The 23,554-nt window shown below is 67.1% G+C and carries 14 protein-coding genes and 2 pseudogenes; 13 read left to right on the top strand and 3 right to left on the bottom strand.

What is annotated here, in order from left to right; genetic code table 11:
* Positions 1 to 287: 287 nt before the first annotated feature.
* Positions 288 to 716, top strand: coding sequence for a DUF533 domain-containing protein (locus D187_RS08855; protein WP_002623473.1), 429 nt, complete (start codon positions 288 to 290; stop codon positions 714 to 716).
* Between the two features lie 93 nt (positions 717 to 809).
* On the opposite strand, the gene D187_RS08850 is transcribed toward D187_RS08855, so the two are convergent.
* Positions 810 to 2,330 carry a flavin monoamine oxidase family protein gene (locus D187_RS08850; protein ID WP_162159631.1) on the bottom strand — a complete coding sequence of 507 codons (1,521 nt, stop codon included), beginning with the start codon at positions 2,328 to 2,330 and terminating at the stop codon, positions 810 to 812.
* Positions 2,331 to 2,760: 430 nt separating this feature from the next.
* Here D187_RS08850 and D187_RS08845 point away from each other — a divergent pair, with 430 nt between their 5' ends.
* The 8 genes from D187_RS08845 (at position 2,761) to D187_RS49660 (ending at position 15,390) form a co-directional block, all read left to right on the top strand.
* Positions 2,761 to 3,294 carry an RNA polymerase sigma factor gene (locus D187_RS08845; RefSeq protein ID WP_002623475.1) on the top strand — a complete coding sequence of 178 codons (534 nt, stop codon included), beginning with the start codon at positions 2,761 to 2,763 and terminating at the stop codon, positions 3,292 to 3,294.
* A gap of 754 nt (positions 3,295 to 4,048) precedes the next feature.
* The gene (locus D187_RS08840) at positions 4,049 to 5,608 is read left to right on the top strand and encodes a cellulase family glycosylhydrolase (RefSeq protein WP_211241479.1); all 1,560 of its coding nucleotides are present in this window, start codon (positions 4,049 to 4,051) and stop codon (positions 5,606 to 5,608) included.
* A 273-nt stretch (positions 5,609 to 5,881) separates the two neighbouring features.
* Positions 5,882 to 6,760, top strand: a complete 879-nt coding sequence (locus tag D187_RS08835) for an aldo/keto reductase (protein ID WP_002623477.1) — start codon at positions 5,882 to 5,884, stop codon at positions 6,758 to 6,760.
* 879 nt (positions 6,761 to 7,639) lie between these two features.
* A complete protein-coding gene (locus D187_RS08830) occupies positions 7,640 to 10,447 on the top strand; it encodes a serine/threonine-protein kinase (RefSeq protein WP_002623479.1) in 2,808 nt (935 codons plus the stop codon).
* A 52-nt stretch (positions 10,448 to 10,499) separates the two neighbouring features.
* Entirely contained in the window at positions 10,500 to 11,360 is an 861-nt protein-coding gene (locus tag D187_RS08825; RefSeq protein ID WP_020917887.1) for a hypothetical protein, read from the top strand.
* A gap of 220 nt (positions 11,361 to 11,580) precedes the next feature.
* Positions 11,581 to 12,966, top strand: a complete 1,386-nt coding sequence (locus tag D187_RS08820; protein ID WP_002623481.1) for a cytochrome P450 — start codon at positions 11,581 to 11,583, stop codon at positions 12,964 to 12,966.
* Positions 12,963 to 14,030: a terpene synthase family protein gene (locus D187_RS08815; RefSeq protein ID WP_002623482.1), complete on the top strand. Its 1,068-nt coding sequence runs from the start codon at positions 12,963 to 12,965 to the stop codon at positions 14,028 to 14,030. The genes D187_RS08820 and D187_RS08815 overlap by 4 nt, the downstream gene beginning before the upstream one ends.
* Positions 14,031 to 14,091: 61 nt before the next feature.
* On the top strand, positions 14,092 to 15,390 hold the full coding sequence (locus D187_RS49660) for a glycosyltransferase (RefSeq protein ID WP_002623483.1): 1,299 nt from the start codon (positions 14,092 to 14,094) through the stop codon (positions 15,388 to 15,390).
* 11 nt (positions 15,391 to 15,401) lie between these two features.
* Here the strand turns inward: D187_RS49660 and D187_RS08805 are convergent, their stop codons facing one another.
* Positions 15,402 to 16,280 carry a class I SAM-dependent methyltransferase gene (locus tag D187_RS08805; protein WP_002623484.1) on the bottom strand — a complete coding sequence of 293 codons (879 nt, stop codon included), beginning with the start codon at positions 16,278 to 16,280 and terminating at the stop codon, positions 15,402 to 15,404.
* A 528-nt stretch (positions 16,281 to 16,808) separates the two neighbouring features.
* Between D187_RS08805 and D187_RS08800 the strand changes: the two genes are divergently transcribed.
* From D187_RS08800 to D187_RS52055, 4 genes and pseudogenes are all read left to right on the top strand, one after another.
* On the top strand, positions 16,809 to 20,237 hold the full coding sequence (locus D187_RS08800) for a CHAT domain-containing tetratricopeptide repeat protein (protein ID WP_043428930.1): 3,429 nt from the start codon (positions 16,809 to 16,811) through the stop codon (positions 20,235 to 20,237).
* A gap of 202 nt (positions 20,238 to 20,439) precedes the next feature.
* Positions 20,440 to 20,877, top strand: a complete 438-nt coding sequence (locus D187_RS54900) for a hypothetical protein (protein ID WP_155893254.1) — start codon at positions 20,440 to 20,442, stop codon at positions 20,875 to 20,877.
* A 144-nt stretch (positions 20,878 to 21,021) separates the two neighbouring features.
* A pseudogene (locus D187_RS59505) lies at positions 21,022 to 21,133 on the top strand (IS5/IS1182 family transposase); the annotation flags it as partial.
* Positions 21,134 to 21,705: 572 nt separating this feature from the next.
* Positions 21,706 to 22,581: pseudogene (locus tag D187_RS52055) on the top strand (CHAT domain-containing protein); the annotation flags it as partial.
* Here D187_RS52055 and D187_RS08795 read toward each other — a convergent pair.
* The gene (locus D187_RS08795) at positions 22,562 to 23,542 is read right to left on the bottom strand and encodes an ADYC domain-containing protein (protein WP_020917886.1); all 981 of its coding nucleotides are present in this window, start codon (positions 23,540 to 23,542) and stop codon (positions 22,562 to 22,564) included. The pseudogene D187_RS52055 and the gene D187_RS08795 sit on opposite strands and share 20 nt — an antisense overlap.
* Between the last annotated feature and the right edge of the window lie 12 nt (positions 23,543 to 23,554).

Here is a 23,554-nt window from a genome sequence, read left to right as displayed (position 1 = left end):
CGGGGCCGAGTCGTCTTCCAATCCTCGTGGGGCGGCAACCCGTCCCTCGCGGAGCGGAAAGTGTTCCCTGGCCTGTTGGTTGGAGGACGAAAGCACCGCGATGGGCTGGGTGCACCCCTCGGGAGCAGGCTCACCACGTCAGCGAGCGCCGCCATGCTTCCACGCGCCCGGGCGAAAACCCTTTCCGGTCCTCGTTGGCGCCCACTATCCTGCCTCGCCGAGCGGCCCGGCCCTTCCTGTGTCCGCGAGCCCCTGGCCAGCCGCGCGCCGCTCGCCAAGGAGACGACATGACGCGCGAGTATCCCCAGGAGCAGCTGATGGCGTTCGTCCAGGCCATGGCCAACGTGGCGGCGAGCGATGGCCGCATCACCGAGGACGAGCGCCAGCAGCTCGATGAGGTGGTGATAGGCATGGGCCTGTCGCCCAGCGACGAGCAGGTCGCCGCGCTCATCGAGCAGGAATTCCAGAAGCCCAGCCGCCTCACCGACATCGTCGGCAAGATCGAGATCCGCGAGCTGCGCGCCTCCCTCCTGCGCATGATCGTCGAGGTGGCGTGCGCCGACGGTGAGATCGCGAACGAGGAGCGTGCGTCGGTGAAGGAGGCCGCTGGCGCCTTCGGTTTCGACGTGTCGGTCGCCGACGAACTCATCGACTGGACGCTCGCCTCGATCAAGCTCGAGCAGCGCGAGCGCGAGATCATGGCGAAGCTGCTCTAGCGGAGGGCTCCCGCGGAAGGTGGGTTCGTGGGCACGGCCGCGCCACCGCGACGGGTGGATCGGGAGCACGGCCGGCCCACGCGGAGGTTGGAGCTACCGCGCGGCGGCCCGGGGAGACTCCACTGGCTCCCGCAGCTCGTTCCGACGCTCGATGATCTGCCGCGCGATCCGGAGCCCGGCGATGACGGCCCCTTCCGAGTGGCTGTTCTCCGTCGTGTCGCCTCCGATGTAGAGGCGGCCCTGGGGACGGCGCAGCTCGTTCGCGAGGGCATCGAAGCGGGAGCGCCCGAGCTCCAAGGGCCAGTAGGCCACCGCCTGCGGGTAGACGAAGATCTCCGAGGAGCGGATGTGCTGGCGGACGCCCGGGAAGAGGGTGTCGAGGGCCTCCGCGCTCTTCTCGCGCATCTCGTCGACCGGCAGGTTCATGACCTCGCGCGCGAACCGGGCGTGCAGGAGCAGGGTGAGGACGCGGTCCCGAGGCTGCTGCTCGTTCTCCTGAAGCTCCGACACGTCGTAGATGCTGCCGGCCGGCGAGTCCGAGAGCAGCGTCAGGACGTTCTCACCGTTCACCTCCCACAACGGGGACGCCTCGGGAGCGACACGGAAGTGCACCTTGACGTAGCTCCCCATCTTCGTCGTCTGGATGGCCTGCCACTTCTCGCGGCTGAGCGAAGGCGAGAACTGGATCCTCCCCAGGAGATTGACCGGCACGGTGACCACCACCATCCGCCCGGTGATGTCGAGGAACTGTCGGTCATCCTGGAGGACCCGCACCTTCACGCCCGAGTCCGTCTGCTCGACGGCGGTGACGCGGGCCTGGGTCATGAGCTGGCCGGGACGCAGGTGGGCGGCGAGCCCCTCGGTGAAGAGCGTGTTGCCACCGAGGACGTGGTAGTTCTTCTCGCCGAACCCCTCCGGTGAATCCAGGAAGAGGCGCATCTCGTCGAGGCCGTCGAGCGCGGAGATCTTGTCCCACTCGATGGCGATCTCGGGCTCCAGCGTGACGCGGATCCACTCACTGACCTTGTGCGGAAGTCCTTCGCGGGCGATGAACTCCGCGAAGCTGATGTGCATGAGCGCGTCCAGCTCCGGCGTCAGCGGCGTTCCCGCCTCATGACTGGCATGCAGCTGGGAGTAGAGGTTCCAGGCCTTGGCGTTCCACCGGAGGAACGCCGCGCGCTCCTCCTCGTTGAAGATGCCCGCGAGGTACGTGTCGCGCGCCCCCTCTCCCTGGTAGGGATGGATTTGCCCATCGAGCCGCACGGACGAGTGGGCGACGTCCTCGCTCAAGGGGAGGTTGAGCTCCCGCAGCAGCGCCACCGCGGGGCTGCGCTCGAAGAACTCCTCCATGTGTGCCTCGGCGGTGGCGCCGTCGGAGAAGGTGATCGTCTGGACGCGGCCGCCCAGGCGCGGAGCCGCCTCGACGAGCAGTGAGTTGATGCCCGCCTTGTTCAGCTCGTAGGCCAGGGTCAGCCCCGTCAGCCCCGCGCCGACGATGACGACGGGGGCGTCCCTCGAGGGGGTCGCGGGGGGCTCCGGGGTCCTGCCCGAACAGGACTGGATGGCGAGAACCACCATCAATAAGGATGAGAGCCAATACCTTCTCTTCATCATGTCGTACCCCCCATGGAGAGCTTGTTTCGGCAATCCTAGACGGGGGGATCGCTGTCGAGTCGTGTCGTGCGGCCCGAATGGGTACTCGTGAACAGCGAATAGGACAGACAGGGCTCTGCCGAGCATGGAGCGGTGTCAGCCGGGGCGGATGGACGGGGCTCGCCGGGCAAGCGCGACGCGCGCGGAGTCCGTCATGGTAAGGAGAGGGTGACGAATGACATTCCCGCGACGAGCAGGCCGCCGATGAAGCCGAGTTCGGGCTTCCACGCGTGGGCCGCCCACCGCGCCAGGCGACCCTGTCCGGCCCAACCCCACCCCAGCCGTGCCCGCTTTCCGACCTGCTGGTTGACACCCACCGCCTCGCGTGCAACGCGTCCCGGGCTCGCGCATCCCCTCCGCCAATCACCCCCCTCTCGACTGACGAGTTTCCATGAGCCAGCCTTCAGCAGCCAGCCTCCCCTTCCTCGGTTGGGTGTCCGAACTCGCGCGGACGCAGGTGAACTCCCTGACGCGCATCGCTCGCCACGAAGGGCTGTCCGCCGAGGATGCGCTCGATGCCATCCAGGAGGCCTTCCATACCTACCTCCTGCTGCCCCACGCACGCGCCTTGTCGGACGATCGCGAGGATTCGCGGGCATTGCTTTCGGTGTTGGTGCGCAACACGGCGCGCAACATGCGCCGGCGCCACCACCGCGCGATGCCCCACGAAGACGTGGACTCGGCGCGGGAGCTCTCCGCGCCGCAGCCCACGGCGGACGAGCTGCTCGTGCTCGCCGAGGACCACGTGAAGCTTCGGGGCTGCGTGAACAAGCTCAACGAGGTGCAGCGGCAAGTGGTCACGATGCGCATGCTGGAGGAGGTGAACGGCGCGGAGGTGGCGCGCGAGCTCTCCCTCACGCCGGGGCACGTGGCCGTGCTGCTGCACCGGGCGAAGGCGGAGCTGCAACGCTGCGTGATGTCTTGACGGCGTTCCACCGCGGCGGGCGCGGGGGCCGTGGTCTTGACGTCCCGCGCTGACGGACCGGCGCCTCGCTCATGACGCTGAGCGCCACATCCGCCCAGCTCCCACCGTGCCCGGTATTGTCTTCTGGATGAATCGCTTTGCCACCTCCGAAGAACTGTCCTGCATCCGACATGTTCCGGAAGAGGCGGTTTCGCTTGAATTTCTCCAGAATCTGGTTTTAGTTACTGTCATTGTTGCTTCGCGTCTGATGGGGCGGACTCAGCGGTCGCGCCCCCAACTCCCACGAACCACTGGAGGATGCGCTCCATTGTCACGAGACCGGAATTTTCCTTCAATCAAAAATGACAACGTTACGATTCGTTTCCGTCCCTCTTGTATTCGCGCGGGAGTCGTTGCCGTCAGACTGGAATATTTTCATCGTCCAGAAATGACAACGTTGCGATTCGCTGTCCCCCTCTCGTGACCGCGGAGCAGCCCTCACTCGGGCCGAAGAGGGGCTGTCGAGAACTACCCCAGGGAGAGGAAGAACAATGCTGTCAGAAATCGCAGACCCATGGCGGGTCCAAGCCTGCCATTGGGAGCTGTCTCGTTTGGACGCGGCCTCGGCTTGATTTGGAAACCGCCGAAGTCGTGGAGCACGTCTCAATCACTCGCTTCTGGAGGCACCTGACTTATGTCCCGACAGATTCTTCATGCTGATACCCGTAGTGCCTGGTTCTGGTGGCGAAGGCTCTTCACCACCGCGACAACCGCGGTGCTGACCGCTGTCCTCTCCGTCCTCGCGCCCATCGGCGCCGCCCATGCCGCTGCCGGCGGTTTCCATATCGCCAACGGTCGGCTCCTCGACGCGAACGGCAACGACTTCATCATCCGCGGTATCAGCCACCCGCACGCGTGGTTCTCGCAGAGGACCAGCGCGTTCGCTGACATCAAGGTGGTGGGGGCCAACAGCGTCCGCGTCGTGCTGAGCGGTGGCCGGTGGTCGGTCAACACGGCCAGCGACGTGGCGAACGTCATCTCGCTCTGCAAGCAGAACCGGCTCGTCTGCGTGCTCGAGAACCACGACACGACGGGTTATGGGGAGCAGGGGGGCGCCTACAGCCTCGATCAGGCCGTCGACTACTGGCTGAGCATTCGCAGTGCGCTCGTTGGCCAGGAAGCCTACGTCATCATCAACATCGGCAATGAGCCGTATGGCAACACCCTCTACACGGAGTGGGTCGGGGCGACCATCAATGCCATCCAACGCCTGCGGAGTGCTGGGCTGACACACACCTTGATGATTGACGCGCCGAACTGGGGACAGGACTGGTCCAACACCATGCGGGACAACGCCGAGGAAGTCTGGGCGGCCGATCCGCTGCGCAACTCCATCTTCAGCGTCCACATGTACGGCGTCTACAACACCCCGGAGAAGGTCAAGGCCTACCTCGACGCGTTTACCAGCCGTGGCCTGCCCATCCTCGTCGGCGAGTTCGGGTGGTACCACTCCGACGGAGATCCGGATGAGTTCACACTCACGGAGTACACCACGTTGCAGGGTCTCGGCTACATGGGCTGGTCGTGGAGCGGCAACGGAGGTGGCGTCGAATACCTCGACATGGTCACCAACTTCAACCCGGCCAGCCGCACGGACTGGGGCACCTGGCTCATCACGAGTGCCAATGGCCTCGAGGCCACCTCCGTCGAGGCCTCGGTTTTCGGGGGCGGTGGTGGCGACACGCAGCGCCCGACCGCGCCCGGCAACCTGGCGGCGACAGGCTCGACGACGAACAGCGTGTCGCTCGCGTGGGGCGCCTCGACGGACAACGTCGCGGTGACTGGTTACGATGTCTACCGCGGGTCCTCCCGAGTGGCGACGCTCCCCGGCGGCACGCTGACGTACACGGACACGGGGCTGTCGGCGAACACGGCTTACAGCTACAAGGTGTATGCGCGTGATGCCGCTGGGAACGTGAGCGAGGCGTCCAACACGGCTTCCGCGACGACCCAGTCCTCCGGGGGAGGAACCGGCGGCTGCACGGCGACCTACCAGTTCGATAGCGAGTGGGGCTCTGGCTTCGGCGCCTCCGTGACGGTGACGAACACCGGGCTCACCGCGACCAAGGGCTGGACGGTCAGCTGGACCTTCGGTGGCAACCAGCAGATCACCAACATGTGGAACGCCACGTCGACCCAATCCGGCGCGAGCGCCACGGCGCGGAACATGAACTACAACGGTGTCCTCCAGCCGGGGAGCAGCACGACCTTCGGCTTCCAGGCGGCATATTCCGGTGCCAACACCGCGCCCACCCTGACCTGCACGGTCAACTGAGGGAGCCCGTGGCTGGGAGGGGTCGAGGTGGGTCCCTCCCGGCCCGTTTGTCCGCCCACCGCCCCATCAGGTCTCGCGGTGGCCCTTCGGTGAGGTGGGGCCCGGGCGGCGGGCTCAGCGCCGCCCGAATCGTGCCACGGAGCCAGTGGGCCTGGCCGTGCCCACCGGGCATTCGCGGCCACCCCCTGGCTGGGCACTCCCGTGCGTCCCGCTCCGAAACGCATCTGCTGCATATGCATCTGTTCGGACATGCACAGCACGGAGGAAGAACCCATGAGCAGCACCTCATCGCGCCCCGCGGAGAAGAGTGGCACTTTCAAGCTGGGCGGCGACCTGCCCATCCATCGTCTGGGCTACGGCGCCATGCAGCTCACCGGCCCTGGCATCTGGGGTCCGCCCAAGGACCGTGCGGAGGCGGTGCGCGTGTTGCGCCGCGCGCTGGAACTGGGGGTGAACTTCATCGACACGGCGAACTCCTACGGCCCCTACTACAGCGAGGAGATCATCGCGGAGGCCCTGCACCCGTACGCCAAGGGCGTGGTGGTGGCGACCAAGGCGGGCCTGGTGCGCACGGGGCCCAACGAGTGGCACCCGGTGGGCGCGCCGAAGTACCTGCGCCAGGAACTGGAGCTGTCGCTGCGCCGGCTGAAGCTGGAGCGCATCGACCTGTACCAGTTGCACCGCATCGACCCGAAGGTGCCGGTGGAGGAGTCGCTGGGCGAGCTGAAGGCGCTGCAGAAGGAGGGGAAGATCCGCCACATCGGCCTGTCGGAGGTGTCGGTGGAGCAGATCCAGCGGGCGCGCGCGGTGGTGGACATCGTGTCGGTGCAGAACCGCTACAACCTGGTCGACCGCGTGCACGAGAAGGTGCTGGACTACTGCGAGAAGGAGAACCTGGGCTTCATCCCCTGGTTCCCGCTGGCGACGGGCGGCCTGGCGAAGCCGGGGAGCGCGCTCGACTCCGTGGCGAGGAAACACAACGCGACCCCCTCGCAGATCGCCCTCGCCTGGCTGCTGGCGCGCTCGCCGGTGATGCTGCCCATCCCCGGCACCTCCTCCGTGAAGCACCTGGAGGAGAACCTGGTGGGCGCGGAGGTGAAGCTCGGCAAGGAGGAGCTGGCCGCCGTGGACGCGCAGGCGTCGGGCCGCTGAGCCGGGTCCGTCACCTCCGCTTCACGTCGCACGGGCGTGTCCTCCGGAGCCGCCTTCCTGGAGCGGCACGCCGGCAAGCGCTTCCGTCAAGGCATACATCGTGATGCCCGACGTGACGTAACGCCCTCGTCAGCGGAACTCCTCGGCACCTGCGCGGCAAGCCCCCTCAATCGCGCTCCATATTGAAGATGTGTTTCTTTGCATTTGCTTTTGTTTCGCGGCGAATCGCGAATTGCCCCCACATGCCGAACTATACCCGCACCCGGCTCGACGAGTACTCCTCCGTGCGTTGATTCTCCTGTCAGGAGACGCGGGAGTTGGCCCCGCGTCATTGGTTCAAACGCTCCGAGACAGCCCGACGGCCCGCATCCTGGTGGGGGCGTCGGGTTGCTCCTGGGGGGAGGAGGTGCCAGTGGGGCGCACCTGGGGTGACCCTCGCGTCCTGCTCGGCTGGCGGGGTGTTGTGCTGAAAGCAGCAGGGTGCCCCACGGGGCAGTCCCCCTTCCGTCTTCCATCTGAAAAGGTGGCTTGGGCAGGCGAGCCCTCCCTCTTGCCCATACGCAGACAAGTCCGCGATGGAGGGCACCCTGGCGTTCTCCGGCACGAAGAACGGCACCCGCTTGTCCCACTCGGCGGCCGGACCCAGGAGGCTCATACCGAATTCAGACAGTGTCTGGTGCTGCTCACGGCTCGGAAGTCAACCTTCCGACAACACGTGTAAAACGCGATATTCTGGTAAGAATTTGGTGCCATCGTCAATTCAGTGAATCGCTGATGGGGCCCCCGCGAGGGGGTGCCTATCTTGGGTCCTCCTGCGCTGTGCCTCCCGGGTGCTCGTCGTTCCTCGCTGAGCAGGAAGAGTCGCCTCTGGAGTCCCCCGTGCAGAAGAATGACAGTCAAAGCAATCCCGAGTTCACCTCGGCCTACATGAAGGAAGTGGACGCGCCCCCGCCCGGACGCCGGAGGATTCCCCCGTCCCTGGCCGCGCGCTACACGGACATCCACCTGGCGGGTGAGGGCGCGATGGGGGTTGTCTACCGGGCGGTGGATCCACGGTTGGGCCGCACCGTCGCGCTGAAGTTGCTCAAGAATGACAATCCCGCGCTCATCCAGCGGTTCCTCGCGGAGGCGCGTTCCCAGGCGCGCCTCGAGCATGAGCACGTGTGTGGGGTGTACGAGGCCGGGCTGGCGGAGGACGAGCCGTACATCGTGATGCAGTACATCGATGGGCCGCCGCTGTCGCGCGTGCGCGAGCGCATGACGCTCGCGCAGCAGGTGAAGCTGCTCCAGGAGGTCGCCACGGCGGTGCACGAGGCTCACCGCCTGGGGATGATCCATCGGGATCTCAAGCCGGGGAACATCCTCGTCGAGCAGCACGGGGATGGGACGTGGAAGCCCTACGTCGTGGACTTCGGCCTGGCGCGCCAGGTCGCCGAGCAGGGGATGACCCAGACGGGAGAGATCCTCGGGACGCCGGCCTACATGTCGCCCGAGCAGGCCAATGGAGACGTGCGCCAGCTGGACCGCCGCTCGGACGTGTACTCGCTGGGGGCCACGCTGTACGACGTGATCGCCGGACGGCCGCCCTATGTCTCGGAGCACCCGTGGCGGCTGCTCTTGATCTCCACCATGGAGGAGCCCCCCCCACTGGGGCAGGTGAAGCCGGGCGTTCCGAAGAACCTCGAGACCATCGTGATGAAGTGTCTCGAGCGGGACCCGGCGCGCCGCTATGACTCCGCGCGGGCGCTCGCGGAGGATCTGGGGCACTGCCTGGACGGCGGGCCCATCCAGGCGAAGCCGGCCTCCTGGGGAGAGCGCCTCCGGAAGACGATGCGCAGGCACAAGCTGCTCACGGGGGTGCTCGGGGCCCTCTTGTTGGGGGTGCTCGGGGTGGGCGCCGTCTGGGTGGGGGCCCAGCGGCGCGCGGCGGAGCAGGCGCGGCTCGCCCGGGAGCTGGGCGAGAGCGTGAAGGAGATGGAGCTGTTCCTGCGCGCGGCGTACGGGCTGCCGCTCCATGACGTGGAGCGGGAGCGGGACGTGGTGCGCGCCCGGCTCGGGGAGATCGCGCAGCACCTGCACGCCTCGGGCGACGCCGGACTGGGGCCCGCGCACACGGCGCTCGGCTTGGGGCAGCTCGCGCTGGGCGAGCCCACGCGGGCCCGGGAGCACCTGGAAAAGGCGCTCGCGGCCGGGTACACGTCGGCGAACCTCGAGTATGCGCTGGGGCGGGCGCTCGGAGAGCTGTACCGGCGCGCCCTGGAGGAGACCCGGCGCATCACCCAGCCGCGGGAGCGGCAGCGGAGGGTGGCGCTGCTGGACACCTCCCTGCGCCAGCCGGCGCTCCTGCACCTGCGGGCGGCCATGGGGACACGGCTCGAGGTGCCCGAGTACGTGGAGGGGCTGATCGCGCTGTACGAGGGCCGCCACGACGAGGCGATCGCCAAGGCGAAGATGGCTTTCGGCAAGGCGCCCTGGATGTACGAGCCGAAGAAGCTCGAGGGTGATGCGCTGTATGCCGAGGGCAGCAAGTACCGGCATGACGCGGCGTTCGACTACGAGAAGATGAAGGGTTATTTCGCACGGGCCGCGGAGGCGTACCGGGTGGCGGCGGAGATGGGCAGCAGCGATCCGTCCATCCACTGGGCGCAGTGCGAGCTGTGGGAGAAGCAGGGGTGGGCGGACTACTCGCGAGAGCTCCCGCCCGGTCCCGCGTTCGAGACCGCCGAGGCGGCATGTGGCCGCGCGGTGCGCTCGAGCTCGAGGGATGGAGGCGCCGTGGTGCAGCGGGCGCTCGTGCTCCTGGCGCGGGCCTTCGTGAGTGGCACCAACATCCCGGGGGGCGCGCTCCCCCTGGTGGAGGAAGCGCTCGAGAGCGCCGAGGCGCAACGGAACGCTCGCCCCCAGGATGTCATGTCCCACTACGCCGTGGCTCAAGCCCTCTACCTTCGGGTCCGGCTCCTGGAGGGGCAGGGCGGTGAGGTGTCCCTGGAGCCGGCCATCGCGGCGTACCAGCGGGTGCTGTCCCTGGAGCCGGGCTTCACCTGGGCCCACAACGAGCTGGGGGACGTGTACCTCCAGGAGGCCAGGCGGATCGGCGCGCGGGGAGGGGAGGCGGCAGCGCTGCTGGAAAAGGCGGTGGCGCAGTACACGCGGGCCCTGGAGCTCGATCCCGGCTTCGCCCTGCCCGTGGGCGGTCTGCTGGATGCCGCGGCGACCCGGCTGGAGGCGGAGATCGCCCGGAAGCGAGAGGCGCCCGAGGCGCTCCAGGCGCTCTCCCAGGCGCTGGTCCAGCTGGAGAAGTCAGGCGCCACCCCGTGGGTCCTCGCGCTGTGGAAGGCGCGCGCGTCCCGGCTGCGTGCCCACCATGAGCTGGTGCTGGGCAGGGACTCCCGTCCGGTGTTGGCGTCGCTCTTCGAGGTGATTCGCGCGGCCGCGGGGGAGTCGCCGACAGACCCCTGGCTGTTGGAGGAACTGGTCCTGGGCCGTGTCCTCGAGTCAGAGAACGAGCGGCTTCATGGGCGGGATCCGGCGGTGGCCCTGGAGCGGGGGCGGGCCCTGGTGCGGCAGCTGGGCGAGGTGGATGGAGCGCGGGCCACGGAGACCTGCGAGTTGGCGACCCGATTGAGTTCTGTCCTGGCCCGGGAGTGTCAGCGTTTCTCGAACCCGTCCCAGGCGTCTTTCCCTTAGCGCCTGGACACGGCGCGGCCCTTCCTACCCGTATCACCCATTGGAGGTTCACATGCCCATGTGGCGCGTATGTCGTCTGTTCATTGCTCTCGTCGTGGCCTGCTTCGTCGGATGCGGCGGTACGGCGGAGGAGTTGGAGCAGGGCTCGTCCCTCGCGAGCATCCATCAGGCGTTGGGTGAGGGCATCTATGACCGCCCCCCACCCAATGGTTTGAATGGCACGTCCCCTTCCTGCTTCTGGGCGCATGGGACCCAGTATGCGCTCCGCTCCATGGGGAGCGCCGCGCTCGATCAAGGGGAAGGGAACCTGCCGAACTTCCCCTTGAACCTGATCTCCGAGTCCTGCCGGCACGTGCTCCGCTCCGCGGTCGAGTGTGCGCTCACGACAGAGCAGTCCGTGCGAGATCCCGTGACGGGCGCGCTGTACACGGGGTGGTGGGGGCTCGCGCCCTCGTGGCTGGGAGACGCGCTGGATACCTCGGGCCGCCGGTATGTGACGGCGTGCATGGTCCAGCGGTTGAACTTCTATGGCACCTCCGTTCCCATCCTGTTCGAGGGCGACCATCCCGCCATCACGCACAGCACGACCTCTGCTTCCCAGTATCCGATCCAGGAGTCGACCGTCTTTGGCGACCTCTTCTCGTCCACCACGCCCCTGCTCGGCCTGTTGCCCGCCTTCAACGTCTTCGTCTGCTGGGAGTCCCTGTTGCCCCAGTCGTGTGGTCTGTTGGGTCTGCCGCTGCTCGAGCAGCGGATTTGCGACGACGCGCCGCTGTGTGGCCTCCTGCCGGTGGGTCCGTGTGCGCTGTCCTGCGTGGCGTCGGGGCCTTATTGGCAGTGCCGACCGCACCTGCTCGCTCCGTTGTGGACGGAGACGGTGCGGGTGAAGCTGGAGACCTCCAGCTGTCAGTGAGCCCCACCCGGGGTCCGCCGGTGAGGCACGGGACTGCAGACTTTTCCGTGCCCAGTCAAACGGCTTTTTCAGTAATCTAGTGAAAACTCGCGTTGCCTGCCAGTCGGGAATCCGATAGGAGCAACATCGCCTTCCCCCAGGCGTTCCTCACCGAGCTTCTTCTCACCCGATGCCGGCCATGGCCGCTATTGGGAATCATTCAGCGAGGAGTGTTCCTCTCATGGACACCGTGACCCCTCCGCCCGATGCCGCCATCGCCCCAGAGGTGCCAGGTGGGTTGCCGCTGCTTGGCCATGCGCTCCGGCTGCTGCGCTTGCCTATTGCTTATCTGCAGTCGTTGCGTGAGTTCGGTGACATCGTCCAGCTCCGCATCGGCTCCTCGCCCGTGTATGTGGTCACCTCCCCTGAGTACATTCATCAGGTGCTCGTCACTCACGCCGACAGCTTCGAGCGAGGGCGCGTCTTCGACAAGGCGACGGCCGCGATCGGCAAGGGGCTCATCGTCTCCAACGGAACTTTCCACCGGCAGCAGCGAAAGCTCCTGCAGCCGGGGTTCCACCGGCCGCGCATCCACGGCTACATGGAGATCATCCATCGGCAAGCCGAAGCGCAGATCGCCGGGTGGTCGCCAGGGGCCCGCATCTCGCTGCGCCAGGAGATGCATCGTCTGACGCTCAATGCCGTCACCCGGACGCTGTTCGGCGCGAACACCGAGGAGAGCCTCGCCACGGAGATCGGCGACTACATCGACGCCGCCAACTCCTGGGTGGGTCTCCACACCGTGCTCCCCGGCCACATCTTCGAGAAGCTGCCAATGCCAATCAACCGGGCCTTCGCGCGAAAGAAGGCCCGCTTCGACGAGATCATCAATACGTTCATCGACTCGCGGCGCGCGGATGGCCGCGACCAGGGGGATCTGCTGTCCGCGTTGTTGGCGTCACAGGATGACGAGACCGGCAAGGGGATGAGCGATGAACAGCTCCGGATGGAGATCGCCGGCCTGTTCGTCGCCGGATCCGAGACCACGGCGACCGCGTTGAGCTGGCTCTTCCACGAAGTGGGACGCCACCCCGAGGTGGAAGCGCGGATCCACGCCGAGGTGGACACCGTGCTGGGGGGCAGGCCCGTCACCGCGGAGGATCTGCCCCGGTTGCAGTACATCCAGAACGTGGTCTCCGAGACGCTGCGTCGCTACCCGATCGCCTGGCTGCTGATGCGGCGCGCCACCCGTGACGTGAATCTGGCGGGTACCCTCCTGCCGGCCGGGGCCGAGGTCATCGTCAGCCCGATGATGGTGCACCGCAACCCACGTCTCTACCCCGAGCCGTTGCGGTTCGACCCCGACCGGTGGCTGCCGGAGCGGGCGCGGGAGCTTCCGCGCCACGCCTTCCTCCCCTTCGGAGACGGCAAGCACAAGTGCATCGGTGACTACTTCGCCCGCACCGAGATGGTGATCGCCGTCGCCACCATCGCCGCCCGGTGGCGGCTCGTTCCGGTGCCCGGTCACCGCGTCTGGGAGGTCCCCCGCTCGGTCTTGCGGCCCAACCAGGTCCTGATGACCGCCGTTCCCCGTTCCGCCACACCCCCCCCGCAGGAGCTCCAGTGAAGATTGACACCCAGCGCGCCGCGATCGAGTTCCGCTTTCCGTTCCCTCGCGACCTCAGCCCCGACATCGAACAGGCCCAGCGTCACAGCATCGAATGGGCCCGCCAGATGGGCCTGGCCACCACCGACACCGCGCTCCGGTTTCTGGAGGCGTGGAACTGGGGACGTCTCACCGGTCACTGTCTGCCCACCGCGCGCGGTGCCAACCTGGACCTGGCCACGGATTGGATGACCTGGGGGTTCCTCTACGATGACCAGTTCGCCGGCCCCCTCGGCAACCAGCCGGCTCGGGTGGCGCGAATCACCGAGAACATGATTGGCGTGCTCCACGCCACGTCCGCGACCCCGGGGGACGACGCCTGCGCGCGCGGCATCACGGACATCCTCCAGCGGCTCTCCACGAAGATGTCCCCGGCCTGGATGGCCCGCTTCCGCGACGACCTGAAGTGGTTCTTCATCGGGGTGCTGCGGATGACCACCTACCGCAACCACCTCAGCCAGATCGACACGCGGACCGCGTTCGAGATCCGTCGCCTCGACATCAGCATGGACGCCGTGATCGATCTCATCGAGGTCGCGGAGGGGTTCGAGGTGCCCGAGGCGCTCTTTGGCACCACGCAGATCCAGGACCTGCGCCAGTGCGTCATCGACATCGTCATCCTGCAGAACGATGTCTTCTCCCTGCCCAAGGACCGGCACCAGCAGGAAGTCAACGTGATCCTCGCCATGGAGCGCTCGGAGAACCTCACCACGCCCCAGGCCCTGGAGCGCATCTCCGCCCTGGTCGACGAGAAGGTGCAGCACTTCCTCTCCGTCAAGGCTGGAATGCCCGCCCTCTACGAGACCCTCGGGCTCGATGCCACCGACCGTGCCCGCATGGACCGGTACGTCCACTGCCTCGAGCTCATGATCCACGGCTGCGTCTATTCACATGCCGAGTGCGTTCGTTACTCCACCCGGTCCGAGCACACCCAGCCCATCGCGGGCCGCGGCTTCATCCAGGACCTGCACCTGGACGCCGGTATCGATCGGGCGCAAGCGCTCATCCGAACGACCCAGGGGTGAGCCCCGGCCTGGCCGCGAGAGCACCGCTCTCGCGCTTCACGGGCGCTGAAAGGAACGAGCGATGAAGCTCACCGTGTTGGTATTGGGCACCCGTGGGGACGTGCAGCCCTTCATCGCGCTGGCGATCGCCTTGCAGCGTCGCGGTCACGAAGTCCGCGTCGCCACGTCCCGCGGCTTCGCCGACATGGTCGCGCACAGCGGTGTCCGGTATGTCCCCGTCTCGGCGGATTACGAGGAATGGTTCCAGTCGGAGGAGGGCATCCGGTGGATGGCCGGCTCCGACAACACCGCGAAGTTCATGCGGATGCTGGCCGGGGAAGGGGTGGGGATCGACAGCAGGCTCAAGCCTCGGATGCACCGCGAACTCCTGGCCGCTTGCGAGGGCACCGACGCCATCGTCGCGAACCTGGTGATCGAGGACAGCGCCGCCTGCATCGCGGAGAAGCTCGGGGTGCCCTTCATTCCCGGCTACACCATGCCGATGCTGCCGACGTCGGAGTTCCCCAGCCCGTTCCTCTCCGCGCGCGAGCTGCCGCTGCGCGCGATGAATCGGCTCACGCACTCTCTTCTCGAGACGTTGTACTGGCAGGGACAGAAGCGCCTCATCAATGCCTGGCGCGCGGAGCTCGGGCTGCCGCCCACGGCCATCTCGATGCGGGAGAAGCTGTGGCGCGCCGGAACGCCGATCCTTCATTGCTACAGCAGTCACCTCGTCCCGCGCCCGTCCGATTGGAGCGCCGCGAATGTCATCACCGGCCCCTGGATGATGCCCCCGGACGTTCGCGTCAACGCGGGCGGCGTCCCCTCGCCGGAACTCATCCGCTGGCTGGATGAGGGGCCACCGCCCATCTACCTGGGTTACTGGCGGCTGCCTTCGATGGACAAGGAGGGGATGCTGCGTCTGGCGATCGAGGTCGCGAACACGCTGGGTGTCCGCTTCGCCATCGGAGCGAGCTGGAGCGCGGAGGAGATCGCGGCGCTCCGAGTGCCCGCGAGCATTTTCATCACGCGATCCGTGGACCATGACTGGCTGTTCGCGCGCTGCAGCGCGACCGTCCACCACGGCGGCGCGGGCACCACCGCGGCCACGCTGCGTGCCGGGCTGCCGACGGTCATCTGCTCGATCTGCAATGATCAGCCCTTCTGGGGCAACCGGGTGACGGCGCTCGGGGTCGGCTACAGCATGCCGTTCAAGCAGCTCACCGCGGCGAGGCTCACCCAGGCGCTGCGCCACATCCAGGACGGCGCGGTGCGTGACCGGGCGAACAGGCTGGGAGAGCTGATGCGGCGGGAGGATGGCACCGCCACGGCGGTCCGCATCATCGAGGAGCGCCTGCCGGGCGCCCCTCTGCTCTCTTGAGGTGATCGGCGTCAGTCCAGACGCAGCTCCCACAGGATGCGGCTGCGGCGCAGGATGTCGAGTTGCTCCGGGGTCGTGCCGACGCGCTCCGCGGAGGAGAGCGCGAAGGTGCCGTCGATCTGCGCACGGGGCGTGACGCGGAAGCCCAGCTTCGAGAAGAAGTCCTTCACCTCGTCCACGCGGGTGAAGGCCTCGTCGCGCAGGTTGCGCTGAGTGGAGCGGGCGATCACCGAGAAGATTCGTGCGAAGTGGGGATGGGTCCAGCGCTCCCGTGATCCGTCGTCGCTCAGCTCGAAGTCCGGGGTCAGCCAGACGCCGCCGTGGCGCTTCAGGAGCCCGGCGACCAGCAGGGCCGTCGCGCGCTTCTCGTCCCGGGTGAAGTATTGGAGCAGCCCCTCGTGAACCACGGCCACCGGCTCGCCCGGGACGAGGTGCTGCTCCAGGACGGCGCCGTCGCCAGGAGCCACCGCGTTCAAGGACGTGAAGACCACGTGCTCCTGGGCCGGGAGCACGCCGTCCCGCCGCAGCTCGTCGCGCAGGCGCAGCCGGGTTTCGTGCATCTCGGGGAGGTCTGTTTCGATATAGCGCAGGGGAGTGGTGCGGTTCATGGCGTCGCCACGGAACGCGAAGCCGCTCCCCAGTTCCACGACCTGCTTGATGCCAGCCGCCTTGAGGGCCGTCTCCAGGCACTTGTAGCGGGCTTCGATCGTCGGAGCCATCCAGCTCAGCAGCTCGGGCGCGGGGGCGTCTCCGCCCAGCATCTCCCGCACCAGCTCCGCGGAACCCATGCGCGTGGCGATTTCCTCGGCGAAGGGAATGTCGGAATGGCGCCGCATCTCGGCGACCAGCCTGGCCGTGGGGCTGATGTTGTCGTAATCGCGAAGGCTCATCTCATTTTCCTCGGTTGCGCCTGGTTTGCCGCCGCCCGATAAGCCGGTCACGGTCGGAGTGCAAGCGCCACGACCGCGCCGCCGCGCTCTCACTTGACGGAACTTCACGCTGGGGCTGGAGTGTTCCGTCTCCAAGGAACGCCCGGGGAGCGCTGTCCGAGCTTTGGAGGGACGGGCGAGAAATAACGCAAATTCCCTGCATAGGTTGCCCACGTCCCCCTTCTAGGGAAATGAAGGGCGGAGGAGCGGGGGGGAGCCTCCGCGGCGAGAGCAGTACCTGGAAGAAACGTCAGGCATCTTTCCTGGCGTCGCGTTCGCTCACTTGGGAGCATCCAGCCTGGACCCCACCTCCGAGCCATCGCTCGGAGGTGGGGTCGTCGGTCACGTGGGGAGAGAGGGATTGACGAAGTCCTCCCGGTGGCTGCCGGACTGGAGCTCAACCAAGCTGACTTATGCGGTATGTCCACTCGAGCGGAGTTGGCTCATGGGTTCCGTGCGAACGACATACAGCCCATTCAGGGGGAATCGATGAGTCAGGTTGTGGGATGGATGATGGTCGTGATGCTTTGTGGTGCGGCGGACGACGGGGGCACCGTCGAGGAGACTCCAGAGGCGCGGCAGCAGGAAGCGCAGGCGGACTATGACGCGGCAATGAAGCAAAGGGACGCGGGCGAGTATGCCAAGGCCCGTACACAGGCTGAGCATGCACTCATGCTCCGGGAGGCCGAGCCCGGAAGTTCGCGTTCCCAGGTCGCCGACGCCCTGGACCTGCTCGGGGATCTCCACCGGCTTCAAGGAGACCTGGTCCAGGCCGAGTCACTCTTGCAGCGCGCGCGCGGCCTTCGGGAGCAGATTCTCGGCAAGAGCCACACCGACGTCGCCCTCTCGGACTACCACCTCGCCACTCTCTATCTGGACCAGGGGCTGTACGGCCGGGCCGAGACCTTCTTCCTGCGCGCGCTCGCGCTCCGGGAAGCCGCGCTCGACAAGAACCACCTCGACGTCGCCACCTCGCTCCACGGCCTCGCCGACCTCTACAGAGCCCAGGGACGCTACGGCGACGCCGAGCCCCTCTATGAGCGTGCGCTCGAGTTGCGGGAGGCCGCGCTCGGTGACAGCCACCCCGACGTCGCCACCTCGCTCCATGGCCTCGCCGCCCTCTACAGCGCCCAGGGACTCTATGAGCAGGCCGAGTCCCTCTATGAACGTGCGCTCTTGATCCAAGAGGCCGTGCTCGGCAAGGGTCACCCCGACATCGCCACCTCGCTCCACGGCCTCGCCGCCCTCTACAGCGCCCAGGGACGCTATGACCAGGCCGAGCCCCTCGTGCAGCGTGCGTTCGGCATACGGGCGCTCGCCCCCGGCGACAACCACCCTCAGCTTGCCGCCTCTCTCAACGCCCTCGCCGCTCTCTACATCGCCCAGGGACGCTACGGCGACGCCGAGCCCCACGTGCAGCGCGCGCTGAAGATCCAGGAGGCCACGCTCGGCAAGGGTCACCCCGACGTCGCCACCTCGCTCCACGCCCTCGCCACCCTCTACAGCGTCAAGAGGATGTACGACCAGGCCGAGCCCCACTTGCTTGACGCGCTCAGGATCCGGAAAGACGCGCTCGGCGAGAAACACCCCGACGTCGCCACCTCGCTCCACGCCCTCGCCACGTTCTATCTGAGCCAGGGGATGTACGAGCGGGCCGAGCCCCTCTTGATTCGCGCGCTCGAGCTGCGGGAAGACGTGCTCGGTGACAGCCACCCCGACGTCGCCACCTCTCTCCACGCTCTCGCCACCCTCTATCTGGGCCAGGGATTGCTCAAAAAGGTCGAGCCCCTCTTCAAGCGCGTGTTGAAGATCCAGGAGGACACGCTCGGTGCCAGTCACCCCGATTTCGCCACCTCGCTCCACGGCCTCGCCACCCTCTACGCGCGCCAGGGGCGGTACGACTGGGCCGGACCTCTCTACCAGCGTGTGCTCGAGTTACGCGAGGCCCAGCCGGGCGGCAGCCAGCTCCACGTCGCCACCTCGCTCCACGCCCTCGCCACCCTCTACGTGAACCAGGGGCTGTATGACCAGGCCGAGCCCCTCTTGCTTCGCGCGCTCGAGATACGGAAGACCGCGCTCGGTGACAGCCACCCCGATTTCGCCACCTCGCTCGAGGATCTCGCCCGGCTCCGCCTGGCCCAGCATCGCCTCGCCGACGCCCTGCCGCTCTACACCCGCGCGTTCTCCATTTCAGAGCAACGCCTGCGGAAGGAGGCGCTCGACTCCTCCGAATCGCGTCTCACCCGCTTTCTCCACCAGCTACGTGCCTCCGAGGAGGCGCTCTACGCCCTGTTACGCGCACACCCAGAGGACGCCGACGTGCGGCATCTGGCCCTCAGCGCCGTGTTGCTGCTCAAGGGCCGCTCCGCCGAGGAGACTGCCCACATCTCCCGCACCCTCAGCCATAGCCTGAACGCCGAGGACCGCTACACCCTCGACAAGCTCAGGAGCCTGCGCGCCCAACTGGTGTCCCGCTCGCTCGTCGGCCCCGGCTCCCTGTCCTCCGAGAACTACCAACAGGAACTCAAGGACCTGACCGAGAAAGGCGACGCGCTGGAAGCGGAACTCGCCAAGCGCTCCGCGTCCCTGCGCGCCCTGGCCGCGCTGCCCCCTCCCTCCCAGATCGTCGAGCACGTCGCCGCGTCCCTCCCCAAGGACGGCGCGCTCGTCGAGTTCATCGCCTACGAGGACAGTTCCCTGCTCCTCCCTTCCGGCACGCCGCGTGTGAAGAGCGCCAGTCAGTTGCGCTATCTGGCGTTGGTGCTCTTCCCCGATGCCTCCACCAGGGCCGTGGACCTGGGTCCCGCGGAGCCCATCGATAAAGAAGCCTCGAGCTTGCGCGACGCCCTGGCCCAGCGGAACCCTGACTTTCAGGGCACCGCCCTTAAGCTCTACCAGAGTGCCTTCCAACCCCTGCTGCCTCTGCTGGGTTCCACCCGCCGCATCCTGTTGTCCCCCGAAGGCCAGTTGGGCCTCGTCCCTTTCGCCGCCCTCCACGACGGCCGGGGCATCCTCCTGGACTCCTTCGACTTCACGTATCTCACCTCGGGCCGCGAGTTGCTGCCTCGTCCCCAGGAGAGCATTCCCTCCCCCTTCGTCTTCGTCCTCGCCGATCCCTCCTTCTCGGCGCCCGTCGCCGTCGCGTCTTCCAGCTCTCCTCCGTCCTCCCCTCCCTCCGACGCGCTCGAGCGCTTCTTCTCCTCCTCGCGCCCGCTGCTGGGACGCGGCTTCCCGGCGCTGCCGGGCACGCGGCTGGAAGCCGAGGGGATTCTGCGCCAGTTGCCCCAGGCGCAACTGTTCCTCGGCCCCGAGGCCACCAAGGAGCGACTGCTGCACCTGCCCACCCCGGGCATCCTCCACCTGGCCACCCATGGTTTCTTCATCAACAGTGATCTCTCCGCCTTGAACTCCCGCGACGTCGTGGATCCGTTGGCGCCTCCCTTGAGCCTTCCCTCATCCCAGCAGGCACCGTTGCTCAAATCGGGTATCGTCCTGGGCGGACCGCCCACCACGGATCCGAGTCGTACCGACACCATCCTGGTCACGGCGCTGGAATTGGCCGGGCTCGACCTCTGGGGCACCCAACTCGTGATCCTCTCCGCCTGTGACACGGGTCGCGGAGAGATCCACCTGGGCCAGGGCATCTACGGCCTGCGCCGCGCCCTGGTGGTGGCCGGGGCCGAGACGGTGGTCATGAGCCTGTGGAGTGTGAACGACGACGCCACGCGCCTGCTCATGGACGCCTACTACCGCAACCTCCTGCAGGGCCAGGGCCGCGCCTCCGCGTTGCGCGAGGCCATGCGCTCGTTACGCGCTTCCCATCCCCATCCCTACTACTGGGCCCCCTTCATCGCCCTGGGTAGCGATGCCCCCCTGCGGGCCATCACTCCCTCCGAGCAGAGCAAGCCAACGCCCTAGCTCTACGACCGCGGCGCGGGGACGTGGAAGCCCGACGACGGGACCGAGAACATCACCATCAGGCCTCTCTGCCCGTCATGCCCCGCCCCGGTCCCACCGGAGGCGGGGTTTCTGAGAGCAGTACCTGGAAGAAGCGTCAGGCATCTTTCCTGATGTCACGTTCGTTCACTGGCACCGTTGCACTTACAGAAAGGCATTCATCATGACACAGCCCATCCGCCCTGGAGTGACCTCGTGCACCATCGGCATCCTCTTCGCCGCGATCCTGGCCGCGTGCGGGGCCGACCAGCCCGCTGATACAGGGCGGGGCGAGACGATTGCCCCAGCCGAGTCCGTGGGAGATGGCACTGATTCTCTCTCCGGCTGGGCCGTTACCGGCGGTGATGGTCCCGCCGCCACACGGCCATCCCACTACGTGGAGCCGGGAGAAGGTTCAGGGGCAGCCGCCGAGGGGGGCCGCGTGGAGTCGTTGAAAGAGTGCGCCTACATCGACTATTGCAACGAACCCGGATACTGGGGCACGGTCTGCCGCGCCAAGTCGGGCTGTGCCTCCCATGATGCCATCGTGGCAGAGTGTGACAGGGACGCGAAGGCTGTCTGTGGTAGCCCCGTCCTTCCCAAGCACCTCGTTTATTACTGACCTCAAAGAGTACCTTGGGGTTTGGTGATTTCTTAAGTTGGAACGAAATGCTTGACCTCCTGCATTAGGTGAGCAGGAGGTCGAGCCATGGGCACGGTGACACAGGATGACGACTGACGAACCCCGGACGAGTTCTGGGCCAAAGTGGAACCCCTGCCAACGCCTCATCTCAGCCACCCCTGGGTGCCACAACCCTCGCGTCCCGGACACACAAGCGATGGACGCCATCTTGTTGATGCTGCGCACGAGCATGCAGTGACGGGCACACAATCTACTGCGCCAGACGCTCGAGTCGCTGCCGGTGCCGAGGCCCGAGGGTCGACCCGACGAGCCAGGAGCCACAAGGGTTGTGTCTGGATGCAGACTACGACTGCAAAGAAGCGAGGCGAGCAGCGGCAGACTTCGGACTGACACCGCATGTACAATCGCGAGACCACCGTAAGCACGAGGTGGCGCGCGAGCCCGGCAAACAGTCGCGGCGGTGGGTAGTGGAGAAGGCACATTCATGGGTAACACCTCGCCAAGCCCCGTGTGGATGAGACGAGGATGGGCCAGCCGAGACGTCGCCAGTTGTTTGAAAAGAGGACCTGGCACATGCCACCCCGACGTCGCCTCCTCGCTCACCAACCTCGCCATCCTCTACGGCATCCAGGGGTTGTACGGCCAAGCCGAGCCCCTGTTCCAGCGCGCGCTCTCTCTAATATTTGCGTGCCAAAGAAGAGACGCTTTTCTCCCTGCTGCGCGCACACCCACAGGTCGCCCGCGTGCGACGTCTGGCCCTCAGTTCCATGCTCCTGCGCAAGAGCCGCTCCGTCGAGGAGATCGCCCACATCTCCCGTACCATCTACCGCAGCTTGGGTGCCGAGGAGCGCGACACCTTCGAGCGCCTCCGAGGCCTACGCACTCAATGGGCCTCTCTCTCGGACCCTGGCTCGCTCTCCCCAAAGGACTACCTCGGAGCTGCTCCGAAGCGCGTGGGTAGCGCTGCCGGGCACGCGGAAGGAGGCCCAGGACATTCAAGGAATGCTGCCCCAGGCCCAGCTCTTTCTCGGCTCCGAGGCCACCAAGGAGTGGCTGCTCCACCTGGCCGCCCCGGGAGTCCTCCACCTGGCCACCCATGGTTTCTTTCTCGAGGACGCCTCCGACGCCTCTCCCCCGACATCCGGCTCTCCCGTTCAGTTCAACGCACCCGGCGGCAGTCTCCCCGTGCTCCGTTCCCAGGACCCCCTGCTGCGCTCCGGCCTCGTTCTCGCGGGTGCTCGCGCCCCGGCAACGGACGCCTCCACGCCTCGCTCCGATGTCTCCCTCGTTACTGCGGCGGAACTGGCCGGGCTCGATCTCTGGGGCACCCAACTCGTCGTCCTGTCCGCCTGCGACACCGGCCGCGGCCAGGTCCGCATGGGCCAGGGCATTTATGGCCTGCTCCACGCCCTGGTGATCGCCGGAGCCGAGACCGTGGTCATGAGCCTGTGGAAGGTGAACGACGGCTCCACCCACCAGCTCATGAACACCTACTACCGCAACCTGTTGGCGGGACAGGGTCGCGCTTCCGCCCTTCGCGAAGCCATGCGCTCGTTTCGGAAAACGCATCCCGATTCCCATCCCCATGACTGGGCCCCCTTCATCGCCCTGGGCAGCGATGCCCCCTGCGAGCCATCGCCCCCAGCGCGCCTCGAAGCGAAGCCTATGGCGCCGCGCCCTGAAACAGGGCCTGCTCGCCATGGCCATACGAGCGGTTGCGCAGCGGCGCCTCCTCGGCGCGTACCTCCTTGCGCACCACCGTGCACCGGTCGCCCTCGCCCAGGTCCTTGTCCGCTCTCTGGAAAAGATCGGGGCATTCCGCCATCACCTCATCCACCGCCCGCCCGTCTCGCGTATGTGACAAGCACGAAGCGCCCTCGGTGCTCCACGCCGCCTCGAACGAACCCCGTCGCACATCCCAGAGCGTGGACGACACCCTCGAGCGCGTCATCACCTTCCGCTCATCGTAGACATCGATGGGGCTGCCATCCCGCGTGTGGCTGCTCCCATTCCCGCAGTAGTCCGCCCTCGCCATGCGCGTGCACGCCTGGTGAATGTCCGCCAGCGATTTCCCATCCTTCTCCTCCCATGGCTTGTAGCCCCACTCCACGCACTTGGCGATGGCTCCGGCCTCACACGCGAAGGTGAACGTCCCCGCCTCCTCCTGGCGAGCACCGCGCGCATCCCACACCCCCGGCACGGCGAGCGCTCGCGGTGTGAACTCAGGGTTCGTGGCCATGCACGGGTTCTCCCACATCGCGCGCTCTGGCCTCCACACCTCGATTTGGTACCTCTCCCGGGAGGGATCCATTCGATCGGGCTCGGCGCGGCAGAGCGCCACCTCCACGGACTTGCCATCGAGGGTCTTCCCCTGGAACACCACTCCCTCCAGGGAGTGGAAAGCGGAAGAGGCCACCAGGCGCCCCCCCTCCAGACGCAGTCCCGACAGGGTCTTGTCCTCGAGCAGCGCACCGTCCAGCGCCACCGAAGCCAGCACGCCCTCTCCGTTCATGCCCCAGAGGAGCGTGCCCTGTCGCGTGCCATTGCGGTCGAGGCTCCGGCCGTGGCAGGGCCGCGGATTTGCGGCGAGTACGGGAGTGCCCACCACGAGGCAAGCCACAACGACCAGCGGATTCTTCATCATGATCCTCTCTTC

The organism is Cystobacter fuscus DSM 2262 (assembly GCF_000335475.2).
GTDB classification, from domain to species: Bacteria; Myxococcota; Myxococcia; order Myxococcales; family Myxococcaceae; genus Cystobacter; species Cystobacter fuscus.
The sequence above is the reverse complement of the archived record's forward strand: the minus strand, read 5'-3'. Positions and strand labels throughout refer to the sequence as shown.

What these genes read in the sequence shown, in the direction of transcription:
- D187_RS08825 (WP_020917887.1), top strand. Translation starts at nt 10,500, where the DNA reads ATGCCCATGTGGCGCGTATGTCGTCTGTTCATTGCTCTCGTCGTGGCC.
- D187_RS08855 (WP_002623473.1), top strand. Translation starts at nt 288, where the DNA reads ATGACGCGCGAGTATCCCCAGGAGCAGCTGATGGCGTTCGTCCAGGCC.
- D187_RS08850 (WP_162159631.1), bottom strand. Translation starts at nt 2,330, where the DNA reads ATGATGAAGAGAAGGTATTGGCTCTCATCCTTATTGATGGTGGTTCTC.
- D187_RS49660 (WP_002623483.1), top strand. Translation starts at nt 14,092, where the DNA reads ATGAAGCTCACCGTGTTGGTATTGGGCACCCGTGGGGACGTGCAGCCC.
- D187_RS54900 (WP_155893254.1), top strand. Translation starts at nt 20,440, where the DNA reads ATGACACAGCCCATCCGCCCTGGAGTGACCTCGTGCACCATCGGCATC.
- D187_RS08795 (WP_020917886.1), bottom strand. Translation starts at nt 23,542, where the DNA reads ATGATGAAGAATCCGCTGGTCGTTGTGGCTTGCCTCGTGGTGGGCACT.
- D187_RS08805 (WP_002623484.1), bottom strand. Translation starts at nt 16,280, where the DNA reads ATGAGCCTTCGCGATTACGACAACATCAGCCCCACGGCCAGGCTGGTC.
- D187_RS08845 (WP_002623475.1), top strand. Translation starts at nt 2,761, where the DNA reads ATGAGCCAGCCTTCAGCAGCCAGCCTCCCCTTCCTCGGTTGGGTGTCC.
- D187_RS08800 (WP_043428930.1), top strand. Translation starts at nt 16,809, where the DNA reads ATGAGTCAGGTTGTGGGATGGATGATGGTCGTGATGCTTTGTGGTGCG.
- D187_RS08820 (WP_002623481.1), top strand. Translation starts at nt 11,581, where the DNA reads ATGGACACCGTGACCCCTCCGCCCGATGCCGCCATCGCCCCAGAGGTG.
- D187_RS08835 (WP_002623477.1), top strand. Translation starts at nt 5,882, where the DNA reads ATGAGCAGCACCTCATCGCGCCCCGCGGAGAAGAGTGGCACTTTCAAG.